13 protein-coding genes are annotated in these 17601 nt (G+C 73.4%); 4 read left to right on the top strand and 9 right to left on the bottom strand.

Translation table 11 applies throughout. The features are described 5' to 3' along the window. Nucleotides 1–131: 131 nt before the first annotated feature. Nucleotides 132–2213, bottom strand: coding sequence for an ATP-dependent DNA helicase UvrD2 (locus KLP28_12680; GenBank protein ID QWC84419.1), 2082 nt, complete (start codon nucleotides 2211–2213; stop codon nucleotides 132–134). A gap of 188 nt (nucleotides 2214–2401) precedes the next feature. On the opposite strand from KLP28_12680, the gene KLP28_12675 reads away from it, so the two are divergent. Further along, nucleotides 2402–2659: a mycoredoxin gene (locus KLP28_12675; GenBank protein ID QWC84418.1), complete on the top strand. Its 258-nt coding sequence runs from the start codon at nucleotides 2402–2404 to the stop codon at nucleotides 2657–2659. A gap of 32 nt (nucleotides 2660–2691) precedes the next feature. On the opposite strand, the gene nudC is transcribed toward KLP28_12675, so the two are convergent. The 7 genes from nudC to moeZ all read right to left on the bottom strand — a co-directional run bounded on the left by nudC (nucleotide 2692) and on the right by moeZ (nucleotide 15217). Then, nucleotides 2692–3636, bottom strand: coding sequence for an NAD(+) diphosphatase (gene nudC, locus KLP28_12670; protein QWC86973.1), 945 nt, complete (start codon nucleotides 3634–3636; stop codon nucleotides 2692–2694). Between the two features lie 38 nt (nucleotides 3637–3674). Then, nucleotides 3675–5747, bottom strand: a complete 2073-nt coding sequence (locus KLP28_12665; protein QWC84417.1) for a Zn-dependent oligopeptidase — start codon at nucleotides 5745–5747, stop codon at nucleotides 3675–3677. A gap of 10 nt (nucleotides 5748–5757) precedes the next feature. Continuing rightward, complete coding sequence (locus KLP28_12660; GenBank protein QWC86972.1) at nucleotides 5758–9129, bottom strand: ATP-dependent helicase; 3372 nt, start codon at nucleotides 9127–9129, stop codon at nucleotides 5758–5760. A 53-nt stretch (nucleotides 9130–9182) separates the two neighbouring features. Next, nucleotides 9183–12428 carry an ATP-dependent helicase gene (locus KLP28_12655; protein ID QWC84416.1) on the bottom strand — a complete coding sequence of 1082 codons (3246 nt, stop codon included), beginning with the start codon at nucleotides 12426–12428 and terminating at the stop codon, nucleotides 9183–9185. Continuing rightward, nucleotides 12425–12775, bottom strand: a complete 351-nt coding sequence (locus tag KLP28_12650; GenBank protein QWC84415.1) for an MGMT family protein — start codon at nucleotides 12773–12775, stop codon at nucleotides 12425–12427. The genes KLP28_12655 and KLP28_12650 overlap by 4 nt, the downstream gene beginning before the upstream one ends. A 127-nt stretch (nucleotides 12776–12902) precedes the next feature. Next, complete coding sequence (locus KLP28_12645; GenBank protein QWC84414.1) at nucleotides 12903–13892, bottom strand: hypothetical protein; 990 nt, start codon at nucleotides 13890–13892, stop codon at nucleotides 12903–12905. 113 nt (nucleotides 13893–14005) lie between these two features. Further along, entirely contained in the window at nucleotides 14006–15217 is a 1212-nt protein-coding gene (moeZ, locus tag KLP28_12640) for an adenylyltransferase/sulfurtransferase MoeZ (protein QWC84413.1), read from the bottom strand. A gap of 174 nt (nucleotides 15218–15391) precedes the next feature. On the opposite strand from moeZ, the gene KLP28_12635 reads away from it, so the two are divergent. Genes KLP28_12635 through KLP28_12625 form a run of 3 tightly spaced genes read left to right on the top strand, consistent with a single transcriptional unit; the run spans nucleotide 15392 to nucleotide 16560 of the window. Beyond that, the gene (locus KLP28_12635) at nucleotides 15392–15985 is read left to right on the top strand and encodes a TetR/AcrR family transcriptional regulator (GenBank protein QWC86971.1); all 594 of its coding nucleotides are present in this window, start codon (nucleotides 15392–15394) and stop codon (nucleotides 15983–15985) included. Nucleotides 15986–16035: 50 nt separating this feature from the next. Next, a complete protein-coding gene (locus tag KLP28_12630; protein ID QWC84412.1) occupies nucleotides 16036–16248 on the top strand; it encodes a DUF3107 domain-containing protein in 213 nt (70 codons plus the stop codon). Between the two features lie 42 nt (nucleotides 16249–16290). Beyond that, nucleotides 16291–16560, top strand: coding sequence for a GlsB/YeaQ/YmgE family stress response membrane protein (locus KLP28_12625; GenBank protein QWC84411.1), 270 nt, complete (start codon nucleotides 16291–16293; stop codon nucleotides 16558–16560). Nucleotides 16561–16773: 213 nt separating this feature from the next. Here KLP28_12625 and KLP28_12620 read toward each other — a convergent pair whose 3' ends face one another. Continuing rightward, entirely contained in the window at nucleotides 16774–17472 is a 699-nt protein-coding gene (locus tag KLP28_12620; GenBank protein QWC86970.1) for a ferritin-like domain-containing protein, read from the bottom strand. Between the last annotated feature and the right edge of the window lie 129 nt (nucleotides 17473–17601).

Here is a 17601-nt window from a genome sequence, read left to right as displayed (position 1 = left end):
GGGTCGTGGTGGCCGGTCGGCGCCGCGGGTCGCGGCGACGAGATGAAACTAGGGCACAGGCGGTGTCATGAGCAACATATTTTCTGACTCATGACACCGGACGTACGCCGCCAGCCGCGGATGCCGCTGCCTCAGGCGTCCGCGATGAGGGCGAGCACATCCTCGGCGTACTTCTCGATCTTCGCGCGTCCGACGCCGTTGACGGCGAGCAGCGCCTGCTCGTCCGCCGGCGTGCGCTCGGCGATCGCCTGCAGGGTCGCGTCGGTGAAGACGACGTACGCAGGCACCGAGTCCGCGGACGCGCGCTCCTTGCGCCACTCCCGCAGCCGTTCGAAGAGGGCCTCGTCGTAGGCCACCGGACAGTCGACGCAGTGGCCCGTACGCCGCTCGGCCGCCGTGGCCAGCGGGCCCCCGCACACCGAGCAGGACGCCGGCGCCGACTTGCCGCGCTTGCGTCTCGCGGTCCGCGACCCCGACCCTGCACCCGCGGGGTCCGTCACCGTCTCGGGCGCGACCTGCGCGAGGAAGCGCGAGGGCTTGCGCGAGGCGCGCTGCCCGGGGTTGCGGGCGCGCGACCAGGAGACCTTCAGGTGCAGTCGGGCACGGGTCAGCGCGACGTAGAGCAGCCGGCGCTCCTCCTCGACGGCCTCGGGGTCGTCGGCCTGCGCCGCGTGCACGATCGGCATCGATCCCTCCTGCACGCCGCAGACGAAGACCGCGTCCCACTCCAGGCCCTTCGCGGCGTGCATCGTCGCGAGCGTGACCCCCTCGGCCACCGGGGCGAACTGCTCGCCCGCACGACGATCGAGGTCGTCCACGAACGCGCCCAGGTCCGCGTCGGGACGGGAGGCCGCGAAGTCCTCCGCGACCGAGACCAGCGCGTGGAAGGACTCCCAGCGGTCCCGTTGCTGCCCACGCCCCTCGGGCGCCTCCTCTGTCCAGCCGATGCCGGCGAGCACCGCGCGGGTGTCGGGCACGACGCCCTCACCGCCGGCGGCGCCGCCGCGGGCCGCACCACGCAGCAGCGTGACCGCCTGCCGCACCTCGGCGCGTTCGAAGAAGCGGGCGGCACCGCGGACGACGTACGGGATGCTGCGTGCGGCCAGCGCCTCCTCCACGGCCTCGGACTGCGCGTTGATGCGGAAGAGCACCGCCATCTCGCGCAGCGGCACCCCCTCGGACCGCAGCGTCGCGATCTCCCGCGCCACCGCCTCGGCCTCGGCCACCTCGTCGGTGTGCTCGCGGAAGCTCACGGCGGCACCGTCGGGCCGTTGGCTGCGCAACGTCACACCGCCGCTGAGCCCCCTCCCCCCGGCCAGCACCTGGTTCGCCGCGGCGACGACCTGCGGCGTGGAGCGGTAGTTGCGCACCAGCTCCACCCGCGTCGCACCCGGGTGCTTGGTCGTGAACTCGCGCAGGTAGGTCGGTGTGGCGCCCGCGAAGCTGTAGATCGTCTGGGCCGGGTCACCGACGACGCAGAGCTCCTCCCGGCCTCCCAGCCACAGGTCGAGCAGCGTCGCCTGCACCGGCGAGACGTCCTGGAACTCATCGACGGTGAACCAGGCGTACTGCTGCCTCACCTGTGCCGCGACCCGCTCGTCCTCCGCCAGCAGCGCGGTGGCGAGAAGCAGCACGTCCTCCATGTCCATGCGACCCTGCTCGCGCTTGACCTCCTCGTACGCTGCGTAGACCTGCCCCACGAGCGCCGCGGAGACGCCGGCCACCGACCGCTGGTGCTGCGGTGCCAGCGCGGCGTACTGCCCGGGTCTCACGTTGGAGACCTTGGACCACTCGACCTCGCTGGCGAGGTCGCGCAGCACGGCCTGGTCGGGCTGCACCCGCACGCGCCGTGCCGCCAGGGCGAGCATGCTCAGCTTGGACTCCACCAGCTGCGGCGGCTCCCCGCCGTAGACCCGCGGCCAGAAGTAGCGCACCTGACGCAGCGCCGCGGAGTGGAAGGTGCGCGCCTGCACGCCCGGGGCCCCCAGGTCGCGCAGCCGGGTGCGCATCTCGCCGGCCGCGCGGGCGGTGAAGGTGACGGCGAGCACCTGCTGCGGGGCGTACAGGCCGGTGGCGACGCCGTGGGCGATGCGGTGCGTGATGGCCCGGGTCTTGCCGGTGCCGGCGCCGGCGAGCACCCGGACGGGACCCCGCAGCGCCTCGGCGACGGCGCGCTGCTCCGGGTCGAGGGCCTCGAGGAGCGGGTGGGTCATGCGAGGGTCTCCGATGCGGTCCGGTACGGGCTGGTCGTCTCGGCTGTGGTCCGAACGGTGGTCCAGACAGTGGTCAGGGCGCCGGCCGGGGCGGAGGGCGCCGTCGTACGGATCGTGCGGGTGCGGCGTACAGTCGTGGATCGCCCCCGACTCCGCCGGGGACCACCACCACCGAGGGGGACCCACCGATGGCAGCCAGCGTGACGATGTACACCACGTCGTGGTGTCCCTTCTGCCACATGCTGAAGGCACGTCTGGCCGATCGCGACATCGTCTGGGACGAGATCGACATCGACGCCGACGAGGAGGCCGCGGTCGTGGTGATGCAGGCCAACAACGGCAACCGCACGGTGCCGACGCTGGTCTACTCCGACGGCAGCACCCAGACCAACCCCTCGGCGCAGCAGGTGCAGCTCAAGCTCGCCGAACTCGCCGAGACCGTCTGACCCGGCAGACCGCTCCCGAGGACGCGCCGCGCTCACCAGCGTCCTGGCAGCTCGCCGCCGAACCACCGCTCGATCAGGACGCGGGAGATCGACACCCCGCCGGGCAGCACGACCTCGCCGGAGGTCGCACACGCCTCCAGCTCGCGCCGCGTGAACCATCGGGCGTCCTCGATCTCCTCGCCGTCGACGGCGATCTCGGTGCTCTCCGCCGTCGCGGTGAAGCCCACCATCAGGCTGGCCGGGAACGGCCACGGCTGGTCTCCTTCGAAGCGGACGTCACCGACGCGGACGCCGGTCTCCTCGGCCACCTCGCGGCGTACGGCGTCCTCGCACGTCTCGCCGGGCTCGACGAAGCCGGCGAGGGTCGAGTACCTGCCCTCGGGCCAGCCGGGGTGCCGGCCGAGCAGGCAGCGTTCGGACTCGCCGTCCCCAGTGCGGACGAGCATGATCACCGCCGGATCCGTACGCGGGAAGTGGTGGCGCCGGCACTGCCGACAGACGAGCAGGTGACCCGCCTGGGCCGGGTCGAGTCCTCCCCCGCACCGGGCGCAGAAGCGGGTGCCTCGGTGCCACTCCGCCAGACCGACGGCGTGCACCGCGAGCGCCGCGTCGTCCTCGGCGAGGTTCTGCACGACGTCGCGGAGCGTCGTCCACTCCGCCGGCGGCCGACCGGCATCGGTCGGCGGGTCGTCCTCGGGCGGCGCCGGGTGCAGCAGCGCGAGGTGGGTGACCCCGTCGCGCTGGCCGAGGAGCACCGTGACGGCCCCGCGGCCCGCCGCCTCGTCGGCGTCGACCGTGGGTGCTGCGCGCCACGCGAGCCGGGTGGCCCCGCTGCCGTCCTGTGCGGCGTACGTCGGGAGCATGTCGCGGCGCAGCTCCAGCACCCGGGCTGCGGGGTCCACCCAGGCCGAGGCGAGCCACGCGGCGTCGGTACGCCGGTGCGCGATGCGGTCGTGCGGCCGCGCGGCGAGGGCTATCGCGACGGCGCCGGACGCGCCTCCCGCCCCGCGGTCGCTCACCGGGCCAGCCACTGCTCGAAGGCGCGCTCGTCGTGGTCGCGGCCGAGGAAGTCGCGCACCATCGCCGCGGCATCGCGGCTGCCACCGGGCACGAGCACGGCGTCGCGGTAGCGTCGCGCCACCTCGGGCGCCAGGAGGTCCTCGGCGTCGAAGGCCGAGAACAGGTCCTTGGCGATCACCAGCGACCACTCGTAGGTGTAGTACGCGGGCCCGTAGCCCACCAGGTGGCCGAAGCCCGCGTGCATGTGCCCGCCGGGCAGGGTGCCGACGGGGCTGTAGCGCTCGGCGAGCTCGGCGGTCCGTGCGGCGAAGTCGGCGGGCACCTCCTCGTGGAAGACGTGCGACATCGCTGCGAAGAGCAGCTGCCTGCGCACCCCGACGGCCGTCGCCAGCTCGTCGGCCTGGCGCATCCGGGTCACGAGGTCGACCGGGATCACCTCGCCGGCGTCGTCGCGGGCGAACAGCGCCAGAGTGCGGTGGTCCCAGGCCCACTCCTCGAGCATCTGGCTCGGGGCCTCGACGAAGTCCCACTCGCACGCGACCCCGGAGAACCGCTCCCAGTCGTGGCGACCGGCCAGCACGTGGTGCACGAGGTGGCCGAACTCGTGGAAGAGGGTGACGACCTCGCCGTGCTCCATGAGACCGCGGCCGAAGTTGCAGACCAGCACCCCCTCGGCGAGCTGTCGACCGCGCAGGCCCGAGGTCAGGGAGAACTGCGCCGCGTGGTTGAACTTGCCCTCCCGCGGGTGCAGGTCGAGGTGGATGCGACCGATGCGCTCCGCGTCGAGGGAGACGTCGTACGTGCTCACCTCGGGGTGCCACGACGCCGCGGGCACCTCGGTGAAGTGCAGACCGAAGAGGCGACCGGTGACCTCGAGCAGACCCGCGGTGACCCGCTGGACGTCGAAGTAGCGACGGACGTGCTGGGCGTCGACCTCGTGCTCCTCCCGACGCAGCACCTCGGCCCAGTGACGCCAGCTGGACATGTCGATCACCGCGTCCGGGTGCTCGGCGCGCGCACGCGCGGAGAGCCTGTCGAGGTCGCGCTGCGCGGGCTCCTCGGCTGCCGCGGCGATGCGGTCCACGAAGGGCATCACGGCGTCGCCGGAGCCGACCATCTTCACCTCGGCGTCGAAGTCGGCCCAACCGTCGTAACCCAGGAGGCGCGCGTGCTCGGCGCGCAGCGTGAGCAGCTCACGCAGCACCTCGTCGTTCTCGGGCCACCCGAGGTCCTGGGACGCGGCGGCGACCGCGCGCCGTGCCGAGGCGTCGGTGGAGAACGTCAGGAACGGTCCGGTGTCGGGGTAGTCGGTGCTGACGGCGACAGTGCCGTCCTCGGCGACGGGGTGCTCGGCACGCCAGTCCTCGGGCAGGGCGGCGACGGCGGACGCGGGAACGCGGGTGACCGTGCGACCGTCGCGGATGCCACGGGCGAACCGCTGACCGAGCTCGGTCTCCTGCGCGGCGAGCTCGCGCAGCCGGGCACGGGTGGCGTCGTCGCGGTCGACCCCGGCGCGACGGAAGTCCCGCAGCGTGTGGGCGAGCACGCGACGCGCCGTCTCCGCGTCGTCGTCACCCTCGAACACGTCGGCGCCGGTCTGCGGGTCGGTGCGGTCGAGGCCGGCCAGCTGAGCGTAGACGGCGTCGTCGAGCAGAAGGTCGGTCGCGAGCTGCTGCACACGCTGCAGTCCCTGCTCGGCGAGGTCTCGCACGGCGGCGTCGGGGTGCACCTCGCTGAACAGCGAGGCAGCTGCACCCGCCCGGGCCAACGCCACCTGGACGTCGTTCCACAGCTCGAGCACCACGCGGTCGCCCGAGGGTGCCTCCCGCAGCGTCTCCACGGAGACGGCGGCCTCCTCGACCTGGTCGTCGATGCGCGCACGCAGGAATGCCGGCCAGTCCTCGGGCCGGCTCGGCATCAGCACCGGGTCCGGGCCGCTGACCGCGGTGCCGGGCGCGAACTGTGCCGAGGGCTGCTCCAGTGGCGTGAGGTCGTCCACGCCGCCCGTCCCTGCGGCACCGACCGCCCGCTCCGGCCGTGGGCCGCCTGCTCCGCTCGTGTCGCTCATGCCGGCCAGGCTAGCCACGGGGTGCAGCACCTGCGTCGGGGAGGAGCGCCTCCAGCTGCGCCCGGTCGGCGAGCCCGGAGGGCTCGACGAGTGCCCCGTCGCGGACGTAGTAGAACGCCGCGCGCACCTGGGCGAGCGGCACCCCGTGCAGCTCCGCCCAGGCGAGCCGGTAGATCGCCAGTTGCAGCGGGTCGGCGTCGTGGCTGCGTTGGGTCTTCCAGTCCACCAGGAGCCACCGGGGCGACCCGTCCTCGGCAGCGCGCTCGGCGTACACGGCGTCGATGCGGCCGCGGACGACCTGTCCGCCGAGCACCAGCGAGAAGGGAGCCTCGACCGCCTCCGGCGGGCGGTCGGCGAACGGTCCCGCCTCGAAGGCGGCGATCAGCTCGGCCAGGTCGTCGAGACCGTCGACGTGGTGGTCGCCCCGCCCGTCGAGGTCCTCGGCGTCGAGCAGACCGAGCTGACCGAAGCGGCTCTCCACCCACTCGTGGAACCGGGTGCCGAACCGCCCCGCGGCCGACGGCCGACGAGGCATGGGGCGGGCGAGGTCCCGGGCGAAGGCGTCCGGGTCCTCACGCAGCCGCGCCAGTGACGTCGCGGAGAGGTGCGAGGGAAGCGGCACCACGATCGTGTCGGTGTCCCGCTCACGGGCCTCCGAGACGAGTCTGTCCAGCTCGCCGTCCCACTCGGCGACCAGCGCCCGCTCGGTGAGGTCCAGGCCGTCCTCGAGGTCCCCGAACCGGGCCAGCACCGGGGCGACAGGGCCTCCGTGCCCGACGCAGTCGACCGCCCGGTCGCGGCCGTGGATGTCGCCGAGGTCGTCGAGGTCGTGGCGGCGCAGGGCGACGAGCTCGGCCGCCTCGCGGCGTCGTCGCGCCTCCAGGGTCGGCACGGTGACCGGCCACGCGTACTCCTGCGCCTGCGCGGCCAGGGGGTTCGGCTCGCCCTTCGGCGGCGTCGGGACCCACAGGTCGGGCTCGACGCCGTGCCGGGCAAGCACCTCCCGGATGGTCTGCTGGTACGGCGACGCGCCCAGCGGCGTCTTGCGTCCCTCGGTCCACACGTAGGAGGAGACCCACAGGCGGTGCCGCGCGCGGGTCAGGGCGACGTACGCCAGGCGCAGCTCCTCGGTCTGCTGGTACGCCGTGCGCGCTGCGTCGAACTCCTCGCGTCCGGTCTTGTCGTAGGACCGCAGCGCGGGGAGGTCACGGTGGTCCCCACGCAAGGGGTGGGGCAGCACCTTCGGCGTCGTGGTCCAGGTGGGCCTCGCCGTGGTGTTCGGGAACCGCTGCTCGCAGACGCCCAGCAGCCACACGTGGTCGAACTCGAGGCCCTTGGAGCGGTGGACCGTGAGGAGCTTGACCGAGTCGCTCTCGCCGGGCGTGGCGACGTCGAGACCCTGCCCGTCCTCCTCCACCCGGATCCACGCGAGCAGGGAGTTCAGCGACGCCTGCCCGTCCAGCCCGGAGAAGTCCGCGACGGCCTTGACGAAGAGGTCCAGGTTGTCGCGGCGCGCCGGGGCGGCCGGTGAGTGGGAGGAGGCCAGCTCCACGTCGATCCCGGTCACGTCGACGACCCGGCGCACGAGCTCCAGGAGGGGCTCGCCCGCCTGCGCGCGGAGCCGACGCAGCTCGCCGGCCAACAGCTCGAAGCGCTCTCGCGCCTCCGCGGAGAACGGTGCGGGCCCGGGATCCTCCAGGGCGTCGACCAGTGCGGGCACGTCGACGGGGTCCGACCCGGCGACGGCGTCGTCGAGCCGCGCCGGCAGGTCCGGGACGACCTGCTCACCGGGAGCGACCGGCGCCCGCCGACCGCCCTGGCCGACCAGCTCGCGGGCGCGTCGCCCCAGCAGGGCCAGGTCCCGCGGCCCCACCGCCCACCGAGGCCCGGCCAGCAGTGTCAGCAGCGAGGCGTTGTCGGCCAGGTCCTGCACCAGGTTCAGCGTCGCGACCACCTCGGCGACCTCCGGGAGCCGCAGCAGACCCTTCAGACCGACGATCTCCACCGGCACCTCCAGCGCGGTGAGGGAGTCGAAGACCGCGGCCGCGTGAGCGTTGTCGCGCACCAGCACGCCGATCTCCCGCCACGGCACGCCCTCGCCGCCCGACGACCGCGCGGTGCCCGCCCGCTTGATGGCGGCCGCTGCCCACGCGAGCTCCTCCGCGGCGGTCTCGTGGACCCGCAGGCGCACCTCGCCGGTGGCGGCGGTGGGCTTCGCGACCAGCCGGGCGACCTGCTGGCGGGCGTCGTACAAGGGGGCGGCGACGGCGTTCGCCACCTCGAGGATGCGCTCGTCGGACCGGCGGTTGACCGTGAGGGAGAACGTGAGCGGCTCGCCCTGCGCCGGCGCGAAGAACTCGGCGAACCGCACGATGTTGGAGACCGAGGCCCCGCGCCAGCCGTAGATCGCCTGGTTCGGGTCCCCCACGGCGGTCACCGCGTGGCCCAGTCCCCGCGCCGCATCCGGTCCGGAGAAGAGCGCGGCCAGCATCCTCGCCTGCGCCACCGAGGTGTCCTGGTACTCGTCGAGGAGCACGACGCGGAACCGCGCGCGTTCGGCCTCACCGACCGCGGGGTGCTCCAGGGCGAGCCGGGCCGCGAGCGCGACCTGGTCGGAGAAGTCCATCAGGCCCAGCCGCGACTTCTGGGCGCGGTAGTCCTGCACCAGGCCGAGCAGCTCGCGGCGGCGGGCGACCGCCGAGGCGATGCGGTCGCACAGCTCCTTCTGGCCCTCACCGCGGTCGCGTGCCGCCTCGGACTCGGCGAGCAGCTGGTCGTCGAAACGGCGTACGTCATCGGGCTGCCGCAGGTGCTCCGCGAGCTCGGACTCCAACGCGAGGAGGTTCTCGATGACGGTCGGCGGGTGGTCGCTGAGCTCCCGCACCTCTTTGCGGTGGGAGGCGACGGCACGCTCGGCGAGCTGGAACCGGGCACCGTCGGAGACGACCCGCGTGTCGGGCTCGTGACCGACACGCAGACCGTGCTCGGTGAGCAAGGAGGCGGCGTACGCGTTGTAGGTCGACACCGTGGGCTCGAGCCGCTCGACCTCCGGCGCCTCGCCCGAGCCGACCTCGTACGCGTGGTCGACCTCGAGGTCGCGGTCGAGGTCGCGGTCGAGGTCGCGGTCGAGGTCGCGGTCGAGCAGACCTGCCCGCTCCAACGCGCCTCGGATGCGTGAGGCGAGCTCCGCGGTCGCCTTCGTCGTGAAGGTCAGACCCAGCACCTCGTCAGGACGCACCAGGTCGTTGGCGACGAGGAACACGACCCGGGCCGCCATCAGCGCCGTCTTGCCCGATCCCGCGCCGGCGATCACCACGGCCGGGGCCAGCGGCGCCGAGACCGCCGCCCACTGCTCCTCGCTCAGGGTGAAGTCGTCGCCCATCAGGTCCCGGAGCTGCTCGGGGGTACGGATCCGTGTCGTCGTCGCCTCGCCCGTCACGACAGCACCGTCCCGGTCGTGTGCGCCGGGCACTGCGTCTGGAAGGGGCAGTGGTCGCAGTGGCCGCCGGGCCTCGCGACGAACTCCTCGCTGCGGAGCACTCGTGACGCATCCATGAGCTGCTGCTGGACGGTGGTGACGCCGGCCTCGTCCGGCTCCTGCGGCTCCATGGTCTGCACCTTCAGGGCGCCGCGGACGGCGTGCCTCAGCTGCCACAGCTCGGCGCCGCCCACGTCGACGCCGCCTTCTCCCGCCCCGGCCCCGGGAGCAGCGAAGGCGCCGTGCGCGGCGGCCAGCTGGTAGACGCCCAGCTGGGGGTCCTCCGCGAGCTCGGCCTTGGTGAGGGTGCGCTTGGTCGTCTTGAGGTCGACGACCCAGACCCGGCCCTGCGCGTCGAGCTCCAGGCGGTCGGCGAATCCGCGCAGCACCACGCGTTCGCCGTCCGGCAGCTCGACAGGGACCTCGAAGGCCTGCTCGACGCCGCTGGTCGTGCGCGCGTCCGGCCGGTGGTGGTGCCGCAGGAACCGGCCCAGGACCTCACGGACGGCCTCGCGCTCCCGGGTGCTCGACCACGGGGTGCGGAAGGCGATCTGCGCCCAGACCCTGTCGACGTGCTCCATGAGGGCCTCGCTGTCCTCCGGCCCGACGTCGAGCTCCCCCGTGGCGACCTGCTCCGCGAGCAGGTGCACGAGGTTGCCGAAGCCCTGGGCCGCGCTGTTCAGCGACGCGCCGCCGGCCTCCCGCTCCAGGAACCACTTCGCCGGGCAGGTGCGCAGCGCCGCCAGGGCGCTGGCCGAGAGACGGAGCGGCGCCTCGGTCTCACGGACGGGCTGCTCGGCGCGGCTGTGCTCCCGCAGGCCCCACCAGGCCGCCGGGTCGGCGTGCGGCGCGACCGGTCGACCGGACTCGTGCCGCGTCGCCGCCAGCAGAGCGAGTCGTCTCGCCGCGGCGTCGCGCAACGCCGGAGACCGGCTCGGGTCGCCGACGACGCGTCGCAGCTCCGCGACCAGCCCGCTGAGGGCCAGTGGCCGCGAGGGCCTCCCGCGACGGTGGGTCACATGGGTGCCCAGCTCGGCGAGGAACCTCGACGGCTGCTCGCCGTCGTCGTCCGTGCTCGCGACAGCGGTGACCACGAGGCGACGGCGGGCCCGCGTGCAGGCCACGTAGAACAGCCGCCGCTCCTCCGCCAGCGCTTCGCGCCGTGTCGTCGGCGGCTGCCAGCGCGGCCGGCCGTCGGCCTCGACACCCAGTCGGTCCGGCTGCAGCAGCGTCGCGCGACGTCTCAAGTCGGGCCAGACCTCCTCCTGCACGTGGCAGACCACGACCAGGTCCCACTCCAGCCCCTTGGAGCGGTGAGCGGTGAGCAGCCGCACCGCGTCGTCGCGGGTGTCGGCCTCCGCGAGGGTGCCGGCCGGGATCTGCTGGGCCCTGACGGTGTCGAGGAAGGCGCGCACACTCTTGTGTCCCTCGTCGTCGACCGCGCGTCCCGCGCTGTCGAAGAGCGCGCAGACGGCGTCGAGGTCACGGTGGGCCTGGCGGGCGGTGCTGCCCGGGCGCTCCGTGGCCCGGCGCAGCCGCTCGGGCCACCCGGTGCCGTCCCACAGGGCCCACAGGGCGGTCTCCGCGGTGCCCCCGGCGCGCAGCCCGTCGGCGGTGTCGCGCAGCCGATGCGCCAGCCGTGCGAAGGCGCGGGCGACCTGGGCGTCGGGCCCGCCTGAGGACACCAGCGGGTCGAGCCTGTCCGGCGCGACCAGGGCGTCGCGCAGCGCCGTCGCCGACGGCGGCGGAGGTCGGCCGTCGGCCCGCGCCTGAGCACGCAGCGCCCGCGCGAGCCGCCGGACGTCGGAGGCGTCGAGGTCGGCGAGCGGCCCCCGCAGGAGCTCGGCGGCGCTGTCGACCGGCACCTCCTCCCCGTTGCGCAGCAGGTCGACCACGCCGAGCGCGGTGAGGAGCGCCGCCACGGCCGGCTCCTCCCCCAGCGCCAGCTCGTCACCGGCCACGTCCACCGGGACTCCGGCGGCCGCCAACGACCGTCGCAGGGAGGGCAGCTGACCTCGGCCGGACCGCGCGAGCACCGCCATGCGCGACCAGGGCACCCCGTGCTCGAGGTGGGCACGGCGCAGGAGGTCGGCCACGTGCTCGGCCTCGGCCCGCTCGGTGTCGTAGGTCAGCACCTCCACCCGTCCCCGGTCGCCGTCGCCGTCGCCGTCGCCGAGCACGGTGGGCGAGGCGAAGCGCTCACGCTGCGCCCGGGGGATGCTGCCGCGCAGGCCGATACCCGCGGCCACCCGCGCGGTCGCCGTGGCGATGTTGTGCCCGAAGCGGCGGGTCGTGCCGAGCACCACCACCGGCGCCTGCGCGCCCGCGCGGTCGGGGAACTGCTCGGGGAAGTCCAGGATGCCGCGCACCTCGGCGCCGCGGAACCCGTAGATCGACTGGTGCGGGTCGCCCACGGCGACGAGGTGCCGACCGTCGCCGGCGATGGCCCGCAGCAGCGCCACCTGGCCGGGGTCGGTGTCCTGGTACTCGTCGACATAGACATGACCGAACTCGGCTCGCAGCTCCTCGCGGTGGGTCTGCGCCTCCAGGACGGCGCGGCGGACGAGGTCTGCGTAGTCGGTGGCGCCCTGGGAGTCGAGGTTGGTGAGGTACTCCTCCATGAACAGCGCCGCGGCCTGCAGCTCAGAAGCCCCGTGCCGGGAGGCGAGGTCGTGCAGCGCGTACGGATCCATGCCCTTCTCCCGCGCCCGTGAGATCACCGTGGCGACCTCGTGGGCGAAGCCGCGCGTGCCGAGCGCCGTGCGCAGACCGGCCGGCCACCGGACCGGGGAGCCGGTCAGCAGCTCGCGCATCACGACGTCGGCCTCGGGAGCGGTCAGCAGCCGGAGCGGTCCCGCGTACAGCCCGGCCGGGGCGTAGCGCCGCAGCAGGCTCAGCGCGAAGGAGTGGAACGTCTGGGACGGGACCGTCGCGACCGTGCGCGCGGACCGCGCCGTGACGCGGTCGCGCAGCTCCGTCGCCGCCTTGCGGCTGAAGGTCAGGGCGAGGACCGCCGCGGGGTCGACGCCTTCCTCGAGCCGCGCCGTGATGGCCTCGACCAGCGTCGTCGTCTTGCCCGTGCCGGGGCCGGCCAGCACCAGCAGCGGTCCGTCGGTATGGGCCACGACGGCGCGCTGGTCCTGGTCCAGGGGCGGTGGCGTCGCGGCGCTCGCCGCGGTCGCCAGCAGGCGGTAGGTGGTCACGGACCCACTTCATCATCGACCGCCGACACAACCGGAGGCCGTGGCGGAGTGGGCTGCCAGAAGGCATCGGCGACCGCCACCCGGCCCGAGGGCCGCACCGGGGTGCCCTCGGCCGCGTACGCCTCGCGCGCCCGTGGGCCGTGGCTCGGCGGCAGGGAGCCGTCGGCGCGGACCACCCGCCACCACGGCACGCCGTCCCCGGACGCAGCCAGCGCCCGGCCGACCAGGCGCGGGCCCGAGCCGACGACGTCCCCGATGGCGCCGTAGGTGGTCACCCGTCCGCGCGGGACCGCCTCGACGCACCGCAGCACGGCCTCCACGTACGCCTCGTCGAAGACCGCCGCCACGGCGGGCAACCTAGCCGGTGAACGGCCCCGTCCCCACGACCGGGCGGGAGGACCGTCAGGAACGCACCGAGGCCCCCGGGATGACGGAGCGACGTCTCCCGGGGGCCCGCGGTCCGGGTCGGTGCGGTCAGCGTCCGAGGCGCGAACCCAGGCCTCCGAGAACGCCGCCGAGCCCGCCGAGCCCGCCGAGGTCGAGCAGGCCGACGGCGTCCAGCGAGCCGTTCGGCGTGAACGGCTCGGTGCCCTCGACCAGGTCGAGCCCGGCGAGGCCGGAGTGCTGCTGCGCGTACGCCAGCTCTCGGCTCAGGTCGCCGACGCCGTTGGAGGCCGGAAGCGGCGCCAGGGCGAGGGTCGAGAGGGTGCCGAGCGCGGCCCCGCCGGAGGTCATGAAGCCCGATCCCGAGTCTCCGGGGACGCCCGGGGTGAGGGTGTAGACGCTGTGGCTCCAGCCGTCGCCGGAGTCGCCGAGGCTGGCGCCCCGCTTGGGCGAGAGCAGCTCGATGCCGCCGCGCAGGCTGGAGTTGCCGTAGGAGAAGACCTGCTCGCCCGGTCGGGTGCCGTCGGTGTCGATGCCGGTGGGGCCTCCGAAGAAGGGCACCGTCGGGTTCACCTGGTCGAGATCGGCGTCGTCGACCTGCACCAGGGCGAAGTCGTTGAAGGCGCAGGCGTTCTCGTCGGTCGTGCCTGCCTCCTGCATCGCCAGCCACGAGGAGTAGACCAGCGTGCCGCCACCGAGGCGTTCGCCGGCGCCCAGCAGGCTCCCGCCGCGCACGAAGTCGACGCGGGTGCCGAGCGGCATCGAGCTCGCCTGGCAGCCGTTGGTGTCGGTGGCCTCACCGAGACCGGCGCAGTGCGCGGCGTACCCGACGAAGACGTTGCCCGCGTCGTCGTCGAAGACGAAGTTGGCGGTGCACTGCCCGCCCCCGGTGTACATCTGCACGCCGGGCGTGATCGTGGCCTCCTCCACCGGGGCGTACGTCGGCGCCGCGCTGGCCGCGGTCGTGAGGCCGGGAGCGACGACCGCCGCGCAGGCCAGCGCGAGGGCGCCGGCTCCGGCCCCGAGACGGCGGGTGCTGCGGGTGCTGCGGGTGACGGACGGGCGGGTGCTGTCGGACATGGATCTCCCTCGGGGTCGAGTTCGTTTCCACGGCCAACGACGAGAAGCGGCGTACGTCACGTTTCCTCCCCCTGCCGGACCAGACCGGCAGGGGGAGGAGACGCCAGGGCGGGTCAGTACGAGGGCTGGCTCGGGTCGACCTGGTCGACCCATGCCACGACCCCGCCGCCGACGTGCACGGCGTCGTCGTACCCGGCCTGCTTGACGGTGTTGAGCGCCTCGGCGGAGCGGACGCCGGACTTGCAGTGCAGCACCACCTGCGTGCCCGAGTCGATCGCGGGCAGCTGGTCGAAGGCGTTGCCGTTGAGGAACTCGCCCTTGGGGATCAGCACCGAGCCCGGGATGCGGTTGATCTCGAACTCGTTCTGCTCGCGCACGTCGACCAGCACGAAGTCGCGCTCGCCGGCCTCGCGCTCACCGAGCATCGTCTCGAGCTGCTTCACCGAGATCGTGGAGCCGGCGGCGGCGTCGGCCGCCTCGTCGCTGACGGCCCCGCAGAAGTACTCGTAGTCGATGAGCTCGGTGACCGACGGGTTCTCACCGCACAGAGCGCAGTTCGGGTCCTTGCGCATGCGGACCTTGTTCCACTCCAGCTCCAGGGCGTCGTAGACGACCAGGGAGCCCACGGCGGGCTCACCGATGCCGGTGATGACCTTGATGGCCTCGTTGACCTGGATCGAGCCGATCGCCGCGCAGAGCACGCCGAGCACGCCGCCCTCGGCGCAGCTGGGCACCATGCCGGGCGGGGGCGGCTCGGGGTACAGGCACCGGTAGCACGGCGCCGTGCCGCCCGGGGCGTGCGGCCAGAACACCGAGGCCTGGCCGTCGAAGCGGTAGATCGAGCCCCAGACGTACGGCTTGCCGGCGAAGTAGCAGGCATCGTTGACGAGGTAGCGCGTGGCGAAGTTGTCGGTGCCGTCGACGATGAGGTCGTAGGGCTCGATGATCTCGAAGACGTTGTCGTTGTCGAGGCGCTCCTCGTGCACCCTGACCTCGATCAGGGGGTTGATCTCGGCCACGGACTCCTTCGCGGAGACGGCCTTGGGTCGGCCGACGTCGGACTGCCCGTGGATGATCTGCCGCTGCAGGTTGGACTCGTCGACCTCGTCGAACTCGACGACGCCGAGGGTGCCGACGCCGGCGGCGGCGAGGTACATCAGTGCCGGGCTGCCCAGGCCACCGGCTCCGATGACCAGGACCTTCGCGTTCTTCAGGCGCTTCTGCCCGGTCATGCCGACGTCGGGGATGATCAGGTGCCGGCTGTAGCGGCGGACCTCGTCGGTGCTCAGCTGGGCGGCCGGCTCCACGAGCGGGGGGTAGGACACGACGGCTCTCCTAGGCGTACGGGAGTGGGGGTCAGGAGCGTTCGACCGTGCAACCTGCACGGCGGTCCCGATCTTCCCGCACCGGTCCGCACCGCCTGGCGACGGTCCGAGGGATGGACGCCGCACGCGGCTAGAGTCCCCGGCGTGGACGTCCCCTCCCCCGTGCGCCGCGGCATGCGCCTCCCCCGGCGGGCCCGCCGTGCCCAGCTGCTCGGCTCGGCGATGGAGGTCTTCACCGCGCAGGGCTACCACGCCGCCGCGATGGACGACGTCGCCGACGCCGCAGGCGTGTCCAAGCCCGTGCTCTACCAGCACTTCCCGGGCAAGCTCGACCTGTACCTGGCGCTGCTGGACACCGCCTGCGAGACCGTCATCGACCAGGTGCGTCGCGCCCTGGAGTCCACCGAGGACAACAAGCAGCGCGTGGCCGCGACGCTGGCGGCCTTCTACGACTTCGTCGCCCACGACTCCGGGGCCTTCCGTCTCGTCTTCGAGTCCGACGTCACCTCCGAGCCCGCCGTACGCCAGCGGGTGGACCACGTCACCGACGAGTGCGCGGACCTGATCACTCGCGTGATCGCCGCCGACACCGGCCTGACCCAGGACCAGTCGACGCTCCTCGCGGTGTCCCTGGTAGGCATGGCGCAGGTCAGCGCGCGCTACTGGCTGGACGGCTCCGACATCGATCGCCAGGAGGCCGCCGGGCTCGTGGCGGGTCTGGCCTGGCGCGGCATCGGCGGATACCCCCGCACCGAGGACGCGGGCTGAGCTCCGCTCCGACCGCCCCCGACCCACTGACTCGAGCTGAGGAATCACCCATGGAGATCAAGATCGGCCTGCAGAGCGCGCCCCGCGAGCTCTACATCGACCTCGAGACGACCCCGGAGGAGCTGGCGAAGCAGCTCAACGACGCCGCCGGCCTGGTGCCGCTGGTCGATGCCCGTGGTCGCACGCTGCTCGTCGACAGCGACAAGGTCGCGTACGTCGAGTTCGGCGCCCCGACCCAGGGCACGGTCGGCTTCCGCTCCTGACCTGACGGTTTCTCCTCGGTCGGTGGCGGGCAACTGATCGTCATGCTGTACGTCTACCTCCTCATCGTCGGCACCGTCATCGGGCTGTTCGGCAAGTTCCTGGCTCCGAGCAGCCGCGACAACACCCCGCTGTGGCTGACGATCCTGTGCGGCATCGGCGGTGTCGTGATCGCCAACGTCATCTTCGAGTGGCAGCTCCCCGACAGCTCCGACGTGTGGCGCTGGCTGATGTCCATCGGTATCGCCGCGGTGCTGGTCGTCCTGGCGAGCACGATCACTGGCCGCAACACTCGCAAGAAGACACGAGCCTGAGTCTTTTGGCTCGCTCCGCTCGCGTGTCCTCGCACCAGCCTGTCCGGGTGACCACCGGGGGTGTCCGTCCGAGCGGACCTCGTCTGGACTGACGAGCACGGACGACTCGCGAGGCGCCAGCCGAGCGGGTCGTGCGCGCGCAGGAGGGAAGACGAGGGCCTGAGCGAGGACACGCGAGCGGAGCGAGCCGAACAGCTCAGCGAGCCGAACAGCTCAGCTCTCCAGCCCCAGCCTGTCCATGCGCCGGGCGTGCCGGTCGGTCAGCCGGGTGAACATGCGCCCGATCTCGGCGAGGTCCATGCCGGGGCGCCCGTCCGCTCCCCCGGTGAGCAGGGCCGTGAGGCTGTCGCGTTCGGCGGCGACCTGTTGGGCCTGGATGAGCGCCTCCCCCATGAGGCGGCGACCCCACAGGGCGAGGCGTCCACCGAGACGGTGGTCGGCGGCGATGGCCCGGTTGACGCGGTCGATGATGAAGTCGGTCTGCCCGATGTCGGCCAGGGACGCGATGATGACGTGGCGCGTCCGCGGGTCCAGCAGCTCGGCGATCTCGCGAAAGAAGTCGGCAGCGAGCTGGTCGCCGACGTAGGCCTTGACCAGTCCCTCGAACCAGTCACGCGGGGCGGTGTGCTCGTGGAACCTGTCGATGGACTCCTGGAACGGGGCCATGGCCGCGAGCAGGTCGGCGTCGAGCTCCTCGATGCGGGCACGCAGGCCCTCGACGTGCGAGAGCTGCGCCGACGCCATCGTCGCCATCGTGAGCTTGTCGGTGAGGGAGGGGGCGAGCTGGCTGTCCTCGGCGAGCCGCTCGAAGGCACTGATCTCGCCGTAGGCGATGGCACCGAGCAGGTCCACGACGGCCTGGGTGTACTCCGGCGAGAGGTCGCGGTCGTCGTCCGGGGCGCCCGCCGGCATCGTGGCGGCGGGGACCAGGACCGGGGCCTGGCTGGACTCCGTGGAGGTGGCGTCGCTCATGGCTGGGCAGCCTAGCCCCGTTCGGCGGCTATGCTCGCTACTGCTCATTCCTCAGCTCGCACCCGGCTG

It is taken from the genome of Nocardioidaceae bacterium, from assembly GCA_018672315.1.
GTDB lineage: Bacteria > Actinomycetota > Actinomycetes > Propionibacteriales > Nocardioidaceae > TYQ2.
This window is presented reverse-complemented; position numbering and strand designations above follow the sequence as displayed.